15 protein-coding genes are annotated in these 14,490 nt (G+C 71.1%); 5 read left to right on the top strand and 10 right to left on the bottom strand.

Features of this window, described 5'->3' with window-relative positions:
• Window positions 1-4 precede the first annotated feature (4 nt).
• The 3 genes from OG230_RS12600 (at window position 5) to OG230_RS12590 (ending at window position 1,445) form a co-directional block, all read left to right on the top strand.
• Entirely contained in the window at window positions 5-517 is a 513-nt protein-coding gene (locus tag OG230_RS12600) for a hypothetical protein (RefSeq protein ID WP_328910281.1), read from the top strand.
• Complete coding sequence (locus tag OG230_RS12595) at window positions 514-957, top strand: hypothetical protein (protein WP_328910280.1); 444 nt, start codon at window positions 514-516, stop codon at window positions 955-957. The genes OG230_RS12600 and OG230_RS12595 overlap by 4 nt, the downstream gene beginning before the upstream one ends.
• 266 nt (window positions 958-1,223) lie before the next feature.
• Window positions 1,224-1,445, top strand: a complete 222-nt coding sequence (locus OG230_RS12590; RefSeq protein ID WP_328910279.1) for a hypothetical protein — start codon at window positions 1,224-1,226, stop codon at window positions 1,443-1,445.
• 23 nt (window positions 1,446-1,468) lie between these two features.
• Here OG230_RS12590 and OG230_RS12585 read toward each other — a convergent pair whose 3' ends face one another.
• The 6 genes from OG230_RS12585 to OG230_RS12560 form a co-directional block, all read right to left on the bottom strand.
• Window positions 1,469-1,828: a hypothetical protein gene (locus tag OG230_RS12585; protein ID WP_328910278.1), complete on the bottom strand. Its 360-nt coding sequence runs from the start codon at window positions 1,826-1,828 to the stop codon at window positions 1,469-1,471.
• Window positions 1,825-2,466 carry a GNAT family N-acetyltransferase gene (locus tag OG230_RS12580; protein ID WP_328910277.1) on the bottom strand — a complete coding sequence of 214 codons (642 nt, stop codon included), beginning with the start codon at window positions 2,464-2,466 and terminating at the stop codon, window positions 1,825-1,827. Before OG230_RS12580 ends, OG230_RS12585 begins: the two co-directional genes overlap by 4 nt.
• Before the next feature lie 124 nt (window positions 2,467-2,590).
• Complete coding sequence (locus OG230_RS12575; protein ID WP_328910276.1) at window positions 2,591-3,757, bottom strand: acyl-CoA dehydrogenase family protein; 1,167 nt, start codon at window positions 3,755-3,757, stop codon at window positions 2,591-2,593.
• An 8-nt stretch (window positions 3,758-3,765) separates the two neighbouring features.
• Entirely contained in the window at window positions 3,766-4,716 is a 951-nt protein-coding gene (locus tag OG230_RS12570; protein ID WP_328910275.1) for a hydroxymethylglutaryl-CoA lyase, read from the bottom strand.
• The gene (locus tag OG230_RS12565; RefSeq protein WP_328910274.1) at window positions 4,713-6,773 is read right to left on the bottom strand and encodes an acetyl-CoA carboxylase biotin carboxylase subunit; all 2,061 of its coding nucleotides are present in this window, start codon (window positions 6,771-6,773) and stop codon (window positions 4,713-4,715) included. The genes OG230_RS12570 and OG230_RS12565 overlap by 4 nt, the downstream gene beginning before the upstream one ends.
• 13 nt (window positions 6,774-6,786) lie before the next feature.
• Window positions 6,787-8,394 (bottom strand): carboxyl transferase domain-containing protein, encoded by a 1,608-nt coding sequence (locus tag OG230_RS12560; RefSeq protein ID WP_328910273.1) that lies wholly within the window; start codon window positions 8,392-8,394, stop codon window positions 6,787-6,789.
• 99 nt (window positions 8,395-8,493) lie between these two features.
• Here OG230_RS12560 and OG230_RS12555 point away from each other — a divergent pair, with 99 nt between their 5' ends.
• Both OG230_RS12555 and OG230_RS12550 read left to right on the top strand, forming a co-directional pair.
• Window positions 8,494-9,108: an SACE_7040 family transcriptional regulator gene (locus OG230_RS12555; protein WP_328910272.1), complete on the top strand. Its 615-nt coding sequence runs from the start codon at window positions 8,494-8,496 to the stop codon at window positions 9,106-9,108.
• A 165-nt stretch (window positions 9,109-9,273) separates the two neighbouring features.
• Window positions 9,274-10,053 carry a phosphatase gene (locus tag OG230_RS12550; protein WP_328910271.1) on the top strand — a complete coding sequence of 260 codons (780 nt, stop codon included), beginning with the start codon at window positions 9,274-9,276 and terminating at the stop codon, window positions 10,051-10,053.
• A 5-nt stretch (window positions 10,054-10,058) separates the two neighbouring features.
• Here the strand turns inward: OG230_RS12550 and OG230_RS12545 are convergent, their stop codons facing one another.
• The 4 genes from OG230_RS12545 to OG230_RS12530 all read right to left on the bottom strand — a co-directional run bounded on the left by OG230_RS12545 (window position 10,059) and on the right by OG230_RS12530 (window position 14,330).
• Window positions 10,059-11,156 carry an LCP family protein gene (locus OG230_RS12545; RefSeq protein ID WP_328910270.1) on the bottom strand — a complete coding sequence of 366 codons (1,098 nt, stop codon included), beginning with the start codon at window positions 11,154-11,156 and terminating at the stop codon, window positions 10,059-10,061.
• A gap of 95 nt (window positions 11,157-11,251) precedes the next feature.
• Entirely contained in the window at window positions 11,252-12,220 is a 969-nt protein-coding gene (locus OG230_RS12540) for a cation diffusion facilitator family transporter (RefSeq protein WP_328910269.1), read from the bottom strand.
• Between the two features lie 38 nt (window positions 12,221-12,258).
• Entirely contained in the window at window positions 12,259-13,134 is an 876-nt protein-coding gene (locus OG230_RS12535) for an acyl-CoA thioesterase (RefSeq protein ID WP_328910268.1), read from the bottom strand.
• A gap of 38 nt (window positions 13,135-13,172) precedes the next feature.
• A complete protein-coding gene (locus OG230_RS12530) occupies window positions 13,173-14,330 on the bottom strand; it encodes an acyl-CoA dehydrogenase family protein (protein ID WP_328910267.1) in 1,158 nt (385 codons plus the stop codon).
• Window positions 14,331-14,490: the final 160 nt, after the last annotated feature.

The raw sequence follows: 14,490 nt of genomic DNA, 5'->3' as shown, positions 1-14,490 counted from the left end.
CACGGTGAATGGCGAGCTTCGGCGGGTCGTGGAGGAGTTGCGCGCTGCGATCTCCACCCAGGAGGAGTGGCGCATGATGAACTCGCTGCCTGCCGGAGCCGGCCCCGAGCGAATCGGGGCTGGACTGCCGGGACAGGTCCGGGAGTTCCTCACGGCGGCGGACGGCGCGACCTGCGGTGACGTCACCGTCTTCGGTTCCGCCACGGTCGACGGTATGCAGTTCCACGCCGACCCGGTCGAGGGGGCCCCGGTCACCCTCGACCGCAAGGAATGGTTCTGCCCCGGCGTCGTCTCCGACGAGCCGTTCTTCGTCAACCGGTCGACGGGCGCGGTCTGGTACTTCCCGGACACCGGGGTCGCATGGTGGATGTCGTCCGCGTTCGAGAAGGCAGCGGAGGACTTCACGACGTTCTTCCTGCAGTGGATGGCGGGCCCGGAGTACGTGCGGCTCTCCGCGTCCGGGCTCGACGACCCATGGGCGGACGTGCTGAGGCACGTGGGCCGACTGCGGCTGTGAAGCCTGCAGCGCAAGGGCGTTGGGCGCCGCTGTTCATCGGTGCTGTTGTGGGCGGTCCCACCGCCCGCAACAGGCCGGTCTCGGACGGCGTCGGACTGCTCGCCCGGCTGGCCGACGAGGCGCCCTGGCGGCCGACCGATGAGGAAACGGGTGTGGACGTGGTCTTCCACGTACCGGGCCCGCTCATCGCCCCCGACTACGAGGGAACGCGCACGGGCACGCTCTCGCGGCGTGACCGCCTGATCGCGATGCAGATCGCCGTGCCCGCGGACCTCAATACACGGGGAGAGCGTGAGGTGGTCCGCTATCTCGCGGACCGCCACGTGGAAGGCGTGGACCTGGCCAGGACCACGGTGGCGCGCCGCAAGGCGACGCTCGCCGTCGACCAGGCGGTGCCCAAGGCCCGATTCGTGGCCGAGCACGTCCACGACGAGGGCTGACCCAGCACGACACGACGGGCCCCAGGGATCACCAGCCCCGGGGCCCGTTGCCGTCCCCACCGACTGGAAGCGACAGGACAGCCCACGGAGTGGATCACGACGGGCGGCGGACGACGACCGGGTCGAGTCCGCGTACGTGCAACCTGACGAGCACACCTGGCTGGTACTGATCAGGCTGACGGCCTTGGGGCGGGCATGACAGACACGTCCGCGGCAGTCCGTATTGCGGTCGAAGCGTTGCGTACAGCGCTCCCCTCGCGCCGCACATGGCTGGTACTGAATACGCTGCCGCAATACAGATCGCCGTGCCCGCGGACCTCAATACACGGGGAGAGCGTGAGGTGGTCCGCTATCTCGCGGACCGCCTCGTGGAAGGCGTGGACCTGGCCAGGACCACGGTGGCGCGCCGGCAGGCGACTCTGTGCGTGCGCCAGGCGGTTCCTGTGGCCCGGTTCGTCGCCGGGAGGATCGGTGCCGACGTGGGCTGAGGCTGCTCGCAGACGCGGACCGGTTACCAGACGATGACCCCGCCGCCCACGCCGAGCGCCCTCACCCCGGCCGCCGTGATGTTGGCCAGCCGCTCGGCGACGTAGTCGGCGTGGTAACCGCCATGTGCCGCGAGCGCCGCAGCATGCGGGCGCAGCAGTTCGCACTCGGCGAGAAAGTCCTGGACGTCCTCCGGCTCGACGTACAGATTTCCGGTCGCGAGCAGCGGGAAGAACCGGGCTCCCAGCGCCCGGACCGGCTCCGCACCCCACAGCTTGGTCCGGCAGCTCTCGAACCCGGCCAGGTCGCGGCCGTTCGGAGGGTCGTCGAGGAAGTCGTGACCGCCGTCCGCGCGGGGCAGATACGTATGGACGAGGAGGCTCATGCGCCGAACTCCGCCCGGCAGGCGTCGAGTCCCTCGATCGTGACGTCGACGCTGCGGTACTCCTCCCAGCGGGCGCGTGCCAGCCGCAGCCGCTGCAGGGTGACGGGCTCGTCGCGTACGGCGCCGATATCCAGACCGTCGGGAAGATAGCCGAGGCGCCGCGAGACGCCGAGCGAACGCGGGTTGTCGGTCATCGCGGCCGAGACCGCGTACCGGGCACCGAGTCCGGCGAACGCGAGATGCAGCGCGGCTGCCCGCATCTCGGTGCCGATGCCCTGCCCCTGGTGCGCGAGCCCGAGCCAGGAACCGGTTTCGGCCTCGCCTTTCACCGCGAAATCGGCCGCCATCAGGTCCTGCCGTCCCACGACCTTGCCCTCGTGCAGCACGGCGAGGCTGAGGGTCCAGCTCCGTACGGACCAGTTCGCGACTGTGCCCAGCACATGCTGGTACACGGCACGCCCGCGCTCGGCGGGCGACCCGTCGGTCCACGGCACGGTGAACGGCATGCTGTCCGGTGCGTGCACCCCGTCGGCGGCCACCTTCGCGAGCTCGTCGAGCAAGTCGAGCCCAGGAAGGCGGAGTTCCAGGCGGGGCGTATGGATGCGAAGGCCGTACAGGGGCCAGTGCCGGGGAGTCATGACGGGACTCTGCCGGGGCGGGGCGAGCTGTGTCGAACGAGTTTCGGCCGACGCGTCCAAGCGGAAGGCCGCCGTGCGTCACGTCACCGCGCGCACGGCGGCCTCCCGCCCGGAACTCGACCCGTCAGGCCGGCAGCCCCAGCTCGCGTGCGATCAGCATCCGCTGCACCTCGCTCGTGCCCTCGCCGATCTCCAGGATCTTGGAGTCGCGCCACATGCGGGCCACCGGGTACTCGTTCATGAAGCCGTAGCCGCCGTGGATCTGCGTCGCCTCGCGGGCGTTGTCCACCGCCACCGTCGACGAGTACAGCTTCGCGATCGCCGCTTCCTTCTTGAAGGGCTCGCCCGCCACCAGCCGTGAGGCCGCGTCGCGCCAGCCGATGCGGGCCATGTGGGCCCGCATCTCCATGTCCGCGATCTTGAACTGGATGGCCTGGTTGGCTCCGATCGGCTTGCCGAAGGCGTGCCGTTCCGCCGCGTACTTCACGGACTCGTCCACACAGCCCTGGGCCAGGCCCGTCGCCAGGGCCGAGATGGCGATCCGGCCCTCGTCCAGGATGCGCAGGAACTGCGCGTAGCCGCGGCCCTCCTCGCCGAGCAGGTTCGCCGCGGGGACCCGGACGTCGCTGAAGGACAGCTCGCGGGTGTCCGAGGCGTTCCAGCCGACCTTGGAGTACGGGGCGGCGACCGTGAAGCCGGGGGTGCCGGACGGCACGATGATCGCGGAGATGCGCGGGGCGCCGTTCTCCTTGCGGCCGGTCACCGCGGTCACCGTGACCAGCTCCGTGATGTCCGTGCCGGAGTTGGTGATGAAGCACTTGGAGCCGTTGATGACCCACTCGCCGGTGGCCTGGTCCAGCACCGCCGTCGTGCGGGTGCCGCCCGCGTCCGAGCCGGCCCCCGGCTCCGTCAGGCCGAACGCGCCGAGCGCCTCGCCGGCGCAGAGCCGCGGCAGCCACTGCTGCTTCTGCTCCTCCGTGCCGAAGCGGAAGACCGGCATGGCGCCCAGTGAGACGCCGGCCTCCAGGGTGATCGCCACGGACGAGTCGACCCGGGCCAGCTCTTCGAGGGCGATGCCGAGAGCGAGGTAGTCCCCGCCCATGCCGCCGTACTCCTCCGGGAACGGCAGACCGAACAGGCCCATCCGTCCCATCTCGCGGACGATCTCGTACGGGAATTCATGGCGCTCGTAGAAGTCGCCGATCTTCGGCGCGACCACGTCGTGCGCGAACGCCTCGACGGTGCGTCGCAGTTCCTCGTGCTCGGCGGTCAGCCGGTGGTCCAGAGACATGGGAGGGATCACTGCTCCTTGTGGGAGAGGGCGCGGACGGTACGGGAGGGGCTGGGCCGGCCCAGCTGTTCGGCGAGCCACACGCTTGTGGCGGTGAGCTCGGCGAGGTCGACCCCGGTGTGGATGCCGAGACCTTCGAGCATCCACACGAGGTCTTCGGTGGCGAGATTTCCGGTCGCGCTCTTCGCGTACGGGCAGCCGCCGAGCCCGCCCGCCGAGGCGTCCACGGTCGTCACCCCGTGCTGCAGCGCGGCGAGGGTGTTGGACAGGGCCTGTCCGTACGTGTCGTGGAAGTGCACGCCGATGGTGTCGGTGGTGACGCGCTGCTCGTTGAGGGCGGAGAGCAGGGCCCGGACATGGCCGGGGGTGGCGACGCCGATGGTGTCGCCGAGGGAGAGCTCGTCGCAGCCGAGGTCCATCAGGGCCCGGGCGACGCGGACGACCTGGTGGACGGGGACGGGCCCCTCCCACGGGTCGCCGAAGCACATCGACAGGTAGCCGCGCACATGGACCCGGTCGGCCTTGGCGCGGGCGACGACCGGTTCGAACATGGCGAGCGACTCGTCGACCGTGCGGTTGAGATTGCGCGCGGCGAACGTCTCGGTCGCCGAACCGAACACCGCGATCCGCCGGGCACCGAGCGCGAGCGCCCGGTCGAGGCCGCGTTCGTTGGGTACGAGGACGGGAAGCGCGACGTCCCCCACGTCCGCGATGTCGCCGAGCATCGGGAACAGCTGCTCGGCGTCGGCCAGTTGGGGCACCCACTTCGGGTGGACGAAACTGGTCGCCTCGATCGTCGTGAGCCCGGCGACGGCCAGCCGGCGGATGAACTCCGCCTTCACCTCGGTCGGGACGACGGCCTTCTCGTTCTGGAGTCCGTCGCGGGCCCCGACCTCGTGGATACGGACCCGGGCCGGCAGCCCGTCGGCCGGGACCTGCATGGGAAGTCCCTCGGTCATGATTCCTCCGTGGCGGTCACGACGGCCAGCACCTGGTCCATGGCGACGGTGGCGCCCGCCGTGACATCGAGTTCGGTCACGGTCCCGGCGTGCGGCGCGGAGATGACGTGCTCCATCTTCATCGCCTCGACGACGAGCAGGCTCTGCCCGGCGGTCACCTCGTCCCCGACGGCCACCTTCACCACGGTGACGGTCCCGGGCATGGGCGCGGCGAGCGTGTCGACCCCGGCGCGGCCGGCGCCGCTGAGGGACGCCTCCACCGGGTCGTGGTCCTGGACGTGCCAGGTGTCGCCGTCCCTGCCCAGCCAGGTGCCCTCCGCGGAGGCGGCATGGTCGAAGGTGTGGGTGAGCCCGTCGATCTCGACGGTGACGCGATGCGAGGACCCGTCGACGAGCCGGGCCGCCCGTGCGCCGGGCTGCGGCGGGACCGGCCCGCAGGCGTCCACCTGGACGCCCTCGGCCGGCCCGTTGTCCACGGTGGGCCCGAGCGTCAGCCCGGCCCCCGTCGTGCCCGGCCGCAGACCGGTCCGTACCGGCTCGTGGCCGGGGACGCGGAAGTGGCGGACGATCGTGGCCGGAGTGCCGCCGAGGCGCCAGCCGCTGGGTGCGGAGAACGGGTCGGCCCAGACGTCCGGGGGCGTGGCGGGGGAGGACTGCCGCAGCAGCGCCGCCGCCCCGTACACCTCCTCCGGTACGCCGTCCGGGATCAGCCCCGCCACCTCGCGCTCCACCAGCCCGGTGTCCAGCTCGCCCGCGGCCACGGCCGGGTGGGCGAGCAGCCGGCGCAGGAATCCCGCGTTGGTCGGGACGCCGAGCACCACCGTGTCCGCGAGGGCCGCGCGCAGTCGGCGCAGGGCCGTCGCCCGGTCGGGGCCGTACGCGATGACCTTCGAGAGCATCGGGTCGTACGTGCTGCCGACCGGCACGCCCTCGCTGAGCCCGGAGTCCGTGCGGACCCCGCCGCCCTGCGGCTCGTTCAGCCGCAGCACCGTGCCGCCCGAGGGCAGGAAGCCCCGGGACGGGTCCTCGGCGCAGATCCGGGCCTCGATCGCGTGGCCGGTGAGGGTGATGTCGTCCTGCTTGTACGGCAGTTGCTCACCGGCGGCGATCCGCAGCTGCCACTCGACGAGGTCGAGGCCGGTGATCAGCTCCGTCACCGGGTGCTCGACCTGGAGGCGGGTGTTCATCTCCATGAAGTAGTACGAGGAGGGGTCGCTGCCCGGAACGATGAACTCCACCGTGCCCGCGCCCACATAGCCGCAGGAGCGGGCCGCCTGGACGGCCGCCTCGCCCATGGCCGCCCGGGTCTCCGCGTCGAGCAGGACCGAGGGCGCCTCCTCGATGATCTTCTGGTGGCGGCGCTGGAGCGAGCATTCGCGCTCGCCCAGATGCACCACGTTTCCGTGGCCGTCGGCCAGGACCTGGATCTCGATGTGGCGCGGCCGGTCGATCCACCGCTCCACGAGCAGGGTGTCGTCGCCGAAGGAGGCACGGGCCTCGCGCCGCGCCGCCGCGATCTCGTCGGCGAGCAGCGCCTCGTCGCGCACGAGCCGCATTCCCTTGCCGCCGCCGCCCGCCGAGGGCTTCAGCAGGACGGGCATGGCGATCTCGCGTGCGGCGTCGGCCAGTTGGGCGTCGGTGAGTCCGCTGCCCGAGGAGCCGGGTACGACCGGCACACCGGCCGCCGCGACCGTCTCCTTGGCCCGGATCTTGTCGCCCATCAGCGAGATGGCGGAGGCGGGCGGTCCGATGAAGGCCAGACCGGCCTCCGCGCACGCCTGCGCGAAGCCCGCGTTCTCGGCGAGGAACCCGTATCCGGGGTGGACGGCCTCGGCGCCGGTGCGCCGGGCGGCGTCCAGCAGCCGGTCCACGGAGAGGTAGCTCTCGGCGGCGGGCGCGGGCCCGATCCGTACCGCCGTATCGGCCTCCCGTACATGACGGGCGTCCGCGTCCGCGTCGCTGAAGACGGCGACCGACCGCACGCCGAGCTCGCGCAGGGTCCGGATGACCCGGACCGCGATCTCGCCACGGTTGGCGACCAGAACAGTGCTGAACATGGAGGTCCTCACATCACATCCGGAAGACGCCGAACTGGGGTTCACCCAGGGGGGCGTTGGCACACGCGGTCAGAGCGAGCCCCAGCACCTGCCGGGTCTCCAGCGGGTCGATCACACCGTCGTCCCACAGCCGGGCGGTGGCGTAGTACGCGTTGCCCTGCTGCTCGTACTGGGCGCGGATCGGAGCCTTGAAGGTCTCCTCGTCCTCGGCGCTCCAGTCGTCACCGAGCTGGTCGCGCTTGACGGTCGCGAGCACCGATGCGGCCTGCTCGCCGCCCATGACGGAGATCTTCGCGTTGGGCCACATCCACAGGAAGCGGGGGCTGTAGGCCCGCCCGCACATCGAGTAGTTGCCCGCCCCGTAGGACCCGCCGACCACCACGGTCAGCTTGGGCACCCGGGTGCAGGCCACGGCCGTGACCATCTTCGCGCCGTGCTTGGCGATGCCGCCGGCCTCGTAGTCTCGGCCGACCATGAAGCCGGAGATGTTCTGGAGGAACACCAGGGGGATGCCGCGCTGGTCGCACAGCTCGATGAAGTGGGCGCCCTTCTGGGCGGACTCCGAGAACAGGATGCCGTTGTTCGCGACGATGCCGACGGGGTGGCCGTGGATCTGCGCGAACCCGGTGATGAGCGTGGTCCCGTACTCCGCCTTGAACTCCGCGAACCGGGAGCCGTCGACGACGCGGGCGATCACTTCCCGTACGTCGTAGGGCGTCCGCGAATCGACCGGCACCGCCCCGTACAGCCCGGCGGGGTCGACCTTGGGCTCCTCGGCCGGCCGCACCGGCCAGGGCAGCGCCGCGCGCTCGGGCAGGGTGGCCACGATGTTCCGCACGATCCGCAGCGCGTGCGCGTCGTCCTCGGCGAGGTGATCGGTCACGCCCGAGGTCCGCGAGTGCACCTCGCCGCCGCCCAGCTCCTCGGCCGTCACGACCTCACCGGTCGCGGCCTTCACCAGCGGCGGCCCGCCGAGGAAGATCGTCCCCTGGTTGCGGACGATGACGGCCTCGTCGCTCATCGCGGGGACGTACGCCCCGCCCGCCGTGCAGGAACCGAGCACGGCGGCGATCTGCGGGATACCGGCCCCCGACATCCGCGCCTGGTTGTAGAAGATCCGTCCGAAGTGCTCCCGGTCCGGGAACACCTCGTCCTGCATGGGCAGGAAGGCCCCGCCCGAGTCGACCAGGTACAGGCAGGGCAGCCGGTTCTCCAGCGCCACCTCCTGGGCCCGCAGGTGCTTCTTCACGGTCATCGGGTAGTACGTGCCGCCCTTGACGGTCGCGTCATTGGCGACGATCACGCACTCCCGGCCGCTGACCCGCCCGATCCCGGCGATCACTCCCGCCGCCGGGGCCGCGCCCCCGTACAGCCCCTCGGCCGCCAGCGGGGCCAGCTCCAGGAAGGGCGAGCCCGCGTCGAGCAGGGTGTCCACCCGCTCCCGGGGCAGCAGCTTGCCGCGCGCCACATGCCGGGCGCGGGCCTTCTCACCCCCGCCGAGACGGGCCGTGGCGAGCCGCGTCCGCAGCTCGTCGGCGAGCGCGTGATGCGCCGCCTCGTTGGCCTGCCAGGCCGCCGAGGCGGGATCGGCCCCGCTCGTCAGGACCGGTGCCTGCTGCATCGTGTCGAGCCCCCTTGCCCGTACCGCACTGGTTAATGACCGTTAACGCATTGCGCTCAGGTTAACGAGCGCTAACGGCCCTGTCTAGAATGAATCCTCATGAGCACCCATGCCGCCGCCCGAGTCGCGGCTCCCACCCGCCGCGAGCAGATCCTCCGGGAGGCCGCCCGCCTCTTCGCGGAGCGCGGCTTCCACGGAGTGGGTGTCGACGAGATAGGGGCCGCGGTCGGTATCAGCGGTCCCGGCCTCTATCGGCACTTCCCCGGGAAGGACGCGATGCTCGCCGAACTGCTGGTGGGAATCAGCGAGCGTCTGCTGGCGGGCGGAAAGCTGCGCGTGTCGGAGGACGCGGCGGCCGGTGACGGATCGCCGCGATCGCTCCTCGACGCGCTCATCGAGGGCCACATCGACTTCGCCCTCGACGACCGCCCCCTGATCACCCTCCACGACCGCGAGCTGGACCGCCTCCGGGACGCGGACCGCAAGCGGGTCCGCCAGCTCCAGCGGCAGTACGTCGAGGTGTGGGTCGAGGTGGTCCGCGCCGTCTATCCGCCGCTGGCCGAGGACGAGGCCCGGATGACCGTCCACGCGGTCTTCGGCCTGCTCAACTCCACCCCGCACCTCACCGGCCCCGGCGCTCTTCCGGACCGGGACGCGACGGCCGCGCTGCTGCACCGGCTGGCGCGTGGGGCGTTCGCGGCGGCGGCCTCCTAGCAGAGGTACGGAGGGCGCCCGGACGGGTGCGTGAAGTCTCCGCGAACGGCCGGCGGGCCCGCCGGGGCCCGTGGCCCCGATGTGTCCCCCGTACGTGTCCGGGGCCGTCCGTCCGCCGTGCAAGACACCCGGCACACTGCGCACACCTGACGGCACAATGGGTTCATGCCGATACCCAGCCGCGCCGCCCTCGTCGACCACCTCGTCCGTACGCGCATCGCCGGAGACGTCGCCACCCCGCGCGACAACAACCTCTCCCACTACCGCAAGCTCGCCAACGGTGACCGTCACTACTGGCTCGGCCTGGAGCTCGGCGACCGGTGGGCCGACGAGCAGGACGTGCTCGCCGTGATGGCGGAGCGCTGCGGGGTCAGCGACGACCCCGAGCACCGGTACGGGCAGGACACCATCGATCCGGAGCTGACCGTCGACGCCCTGGAACGGATGGCGGCGCGGCTGCGCAAGGCGGCTGCCGGTTCCGAGCGGGTGCTGTTCGCGACCGGCCACCCGGGCGGCCTGCTGGACGTGCACCGGCAGACCGCGGACGCGCTGCGGGCCGCCGGATGCGAGATCGTCCGTATCCCGGGTGGGCTGATGACGGACGAGGGCATGGTTTTCCAGTTCGCCGACGTGGCCGTCCTGGAGCACGGGGCATCGCTGTGGCACACCCACTCGCCCGCCCCCATGGCGGCGATCCTGGACGCCTTCGAGCGCGAGGGGCGGCCGATGCCCGACCTCGTCGTCGCCGACCACGGGTGGGCCGGATGCGCGGGGCAGCGCGGCATCGACTCGGTCGGGTACGCGGACTGCAACGACCCGGCGCTGTTCCTCGGCGAGGCGGAAGGCACGCTCCAGGTGACGGTGCCGCTGGACGACCACGTCACCGATCCGCGCTTCTACGACCCGATGACCGACTACCTGCTGGACGCGGCCGGACTGCTCTGACCCAGTCAGCGGCACTCCAGCGCCGAACCCCCGACGGGCACGAACTCCCCCTGGCGGGCGGTGCCGTCGGCAGGCCGGGACGGGAGAGCGGCCGTGGCCTCCGTCAGCGGCCGGTCCCGGCCCAGGGTGTCGAAGACGACCGCCGCCCTCGTCCCGTCCCAGGCGAGTGTCGACCCGACCCCTTCGATGGTGGAGTTGAAGTCGCTGATCGGCACCGAGGCGAATTCGAGCGACGAGAGCCCGATGTCCCGCAGGTCGCCGGCGAGCGAGACCAGTTCCATCGGGGTCAGCGCCTTCTCCGCGCGGTCGGCGGGCAGCAGCAGCCCCGCCAGTTCCTTGAGGCGGGCCGGACTCTGCAGTGCGCCGTCGCTCCTGATCTTCTTCACGAAGGAGACGAGGAACTTCTGCTGGCGCTGCATGCGGCCGAAGTCGGCGGAGTTGTCGACCTTGCGGGACCTCACGTACCGCAGGGAGTCCCCGCCGCCCAGGTGATGGGTGCCCGCGGTCAGGTCGAGCCCGGTCGACGGGTCCTGGAGCGGGGACGGCGTGCAGACCTCGACCTTGCCCAGCTCGTCGACGGTCTTCATGAAGCGCGCGAAGTCGACGGCGAGGTACCGGTCGATGTCCAGGCCGGTCTTCGCCTCGACCGTACGGACGGCGAGGTCCCCGCCGCCCTCGGAGTGCGCCGCGTTGATCTTCGCGAGATGGGCTCCGTGCTCCTCGCCGGTGCGCCGGTCGGTGTGCGCGGGAAGCTCGGCGAGTGAGTCGCGCGGGATGCTGACGACGCTGACCCGCTCGCGGTCCTGCGCGACGTGGAGCAGCATCATCGTGTCCGAGCAGTCGCAGCCCACGCCGCCCAGGCGGAACTCCTTCTTCTGCTGCGCGGTGATCGTGTCCCGGCTGTCCGTGCCGATGAGCAGGATGTTCGTGCCGGTGCCGCTGCCGTCGGCGTCGTCCGCGCCGGGTAGCGCGTCGGCGCTCTGCATCACCGCGCCCAGGGCGAGCGCGGAGGCCAGAGCGGTGGCTGCGAGAGCCCGGCGGGGGATCTTCCTCCCCGGTCCGGCGGACGGGTGTGACTGCGGTGTGCTGTCGATGGTCGGCATGTACGCGCATCTCCCGAGAAGCCGGATGGTTTCACGGGGCAACATATTTTTCCGCGACACACCCTCCGGTGTACCGACCCGACAATTCGGCCGTATTACCTACGATTGGACGCGGTTCGGCCGTCCCTTCGCCGGCCGGGTCCCGGCGTGGGGTCCAGATACACGCGCCGGACCGCCGGGAAGCGCTCCCGGAGCTGGGCCTCCGCCTCCTCGCAGGCCCATTCGACCTGCTCGGCGCTCGACACGTCCCGGAAGTCGATCTTCGCGGCGATCAGGATCTCCGTCGGCCCCTGGATCAAAGTGGTGAGTTCCAGGACGTCCACGATGTGCGGGACGGAGAGCAGTTCCTCGCGCACCCCGTCCCGCATCGCCTTCGGCAGCGGACGGCCGATCAGCAGCTGGGCGTTGGAGCGGCCGAGGACCCAGGCCACGTACACGAGCAGGACGCCGATCAGGATCGAGGCGATGCCGTCCCAGACGCCGGAGCCGGTGAGCTGGCCGCCGAGCAGACCGCCCGCGGCGAGCAGCAGCCCGACCAGGGCCGCGGAGTCCTCCATCACGACCGCCTTGACGGCCGTGTCGGGGGTGTGGCGCAGGTAGTAACCGGCGGGGGAGTGCAGCCGGGCGGCCTCGCGGCGGACCTGCTTGACCCCGGTGCGCAGCGAGTAGCCCTCCAGTAGGAAGGCGACGGCCAGCACGATGTACGAGATGAGCGGATCGCCCAGCTCCTCGCCCGCGACGAGGGTGTGGACGCCGTCGTAGACGGAGAAGACGGCGCCGCCGACGAACGTGGCGATGGAGGCGAGCATCGCCCAGATGTAGCGCTCGGGACCGTAGCCGAGCGGGTGCTCCTCGTCGGCCGGCTTCTGGCTGCGCCGGAGCGCGGTCAGGAGCATGACCTCGGTGACGGTGTCGGCGACCGAGTGCGCGGCCTCCGAGAGCATCGCGCTCGATCCGCTGATCAGCCCCGCGACCGCCTTCGCCACGGCGATGCCCAGATTGGCGATCGCCGCGACGACGACGGTGAACGTGGACTCCTCACCCTCACTTTTCGCATCGGTCATGGTGGGGAGTATGTCCGAGTCGGATGGCTGTGGCCTGTTCAGTCCCGCGGGGCGCGGATCACGCCCTCCTGGATCACCGTGATGGCCAGTCGGCCGTCCTGCGTGTAGATGCGCGCCTGGCCGAGCCCGCGCCCGCCGGACGCGGACGGCGACTCCTGGTCGTACAGCAGCCATTCGTCCGCGCGGAACGGACGGTGGAACCACATCGCGTGGTCCAGGCTGGCCCCCACCACGTCACCGACCGTCCAGCCGCCGCGCCCGTGGGCGAGGAGCACCGAGTCGAGCAGCGTCATGTCGGAGACGTACGTGGCCATGCAGACGTGGAGCAGCGGATCGTCCGCGAGCTTGCCGTTCGTCCGGAACCACACCTGCGAGCGGGGCTCGCGCGGATCGCCGACCGTGGCGAAGGGCGGGGCGTCGGAGTACCGCAGGTCGACGGCCGCCCGGGCCTCCAGGAGCCTGTCCATGACACTCGGGTCGACGAACCGGTCCGCGTACCGCGGAAGCATCTCCGCGGCGGTGGGCAGGGTCTCGGGGTCCGGGGCGGGCGGCATGGCCGCCTGGTGCTCCAGCCCCTCCTCGTACGTCTGGAAGGAGGCCGAGAGGTGGAAGATCGGCTGCCCGTGCTGGACGGCGACGACCCGCCGGGTGGTGAAGGAGCGGCCGTCGCGGATGCGGTCGACGGTGTAGACGATCGGGGCGCCCGGATCGCCCATCCGCAGGAAGTAGGAGTGCAGGGAGTGGGCGGTCCGGTCCGCGGGGACGGTCCGGCCCGCGGCGACCAGCGCCTGGGCCGCGACCTGTCCGCCGAAGACCCGGGGCACGACCGCGGAACGGCTCGTGCCCCGGAAGATGTCCCGCTCGATCTGCTCCAGGTCGAGCAGATCGAGCAGGGATTCAAGTGCTGCGCTCATGAGAGGAACGTAACTGTTCTGGAGGGAACGTAACTGCTCTACAGGCCCATCGACTTGGCGATGATCGACTTCATGACCTCGCTGGTGCCGCCGTAGATCCGGTTGACCCGGTTGTCGGCGTACAGGCGGGCGATCGGGTACTCGTTCATGAAGCCGTAGCCGCCGTGCAGCTGGAGGCAGCGGTCGATGACGCGGTGCGCGACCTCGGTGCAGAACAGCTTCGCGGAGGCGGCCTCGGCGGCGGTCAGCTCACCGGCGTCCAGTGCCTCCAGGGCGCGGTCGGCGACGGCCTGGGCCGCGTCCACCTCGGCCTGGCAGGCGGCCAGCTCGAACTTGGTGTTCTGGAAGGAGGCGACCGTCTTGCCGAAGACCGTGCGGTCCTGGACGTACTCCTTCGCGAAGCGTACGGCGGCGGCGGCCTGCGCGTACGAGCCGAAGGCGATGCCCCAGCGCTCGGAGGCCAGGTTGGTGCCCAGGTAGCCGAAGCCCTTGTTCTCCTCGCCGAGCAGGTCCTCGACCGGGACCTTCACGTCGACGAACGCCAGCTCGGCGGTGTCGGAGACCTTCAGGCCGAGCTTGTCCAGCTTGCGGCCGATCGAGTAGCCCTCGGACTTGGTGTCGACGGCGAAGAGCGAGATGCCGAAGCGGCGGTCGTCCTCGCGCGGGGCGGAGGTGCGGGCGCAGACGATCACCCGGTCGGCGTGCACACCGCCGGTGATGAAGGTCTTCGAGCCGTTGAGGACGTAGTGCGTGCCGTCCTCGGAGAGCTTCGCGTTGGTCTTCATGCCCGCGACGTCGGAACCGGTGCCCGGCTCGGTCATCGCGAGGGCCCACATCTCCTCGCCGCTGACGAACTTCGGCAGCCAGCGCTTCTTCTGGTCGCCGGTGGCGAGCATCTTGATGTACGGCAGGCCGAGCAGGACGTGCACACCGGAGCCGCCGAAGGAGACGCCCGCGCGCGCACACTCCTCCTGGAGCACGGCCTCGTACTTGTGCGAGTCGACGCCCGCGCCGCCGTACTCCTCGTCGACCGAGATGCCGAAGACACCCAGCTCGCCGAGCTTGTAATAGAACTCGCGCGGCGCCTGCCCCGCGGCGAACCACTCGTCGTAGACGGGAACGACCTCGGCCTCGATGAAGGCGCGCAGGGTCTCCCGGAACGCCTCGTGGTCCTCGTTGAATACCGTACGGCGCACGGGGTGCCTCCTCTGTCGGCTTCGTCAGCTCGGCGTGAGCTTCCGGCGGGCTGGCTAAGCGCTTGCTCAGACCTGGTCAAAAGTTACCCGGCAGTCACCGGGCCTGTCCAGGGTGATGCTCAGCACGCCCGCTGCCGGTGACCGGTGGCCTCGCCGCCCC

The organism is Streptomyces sp. NBC_00234 (assembly GCF_036195325.1).
In the GTDB taxonomy this organism is placed as follows: Bacteria; Actinomycetota; Actinomycetes; order Streptomycetales; family Streptomycetaceae; genus Streptomyces.
The sequence above is the reverse complement of the archived record's forward strand: the minus strand, read 5'-3'. Positions and strand labels throughout refer to the sequence as shown.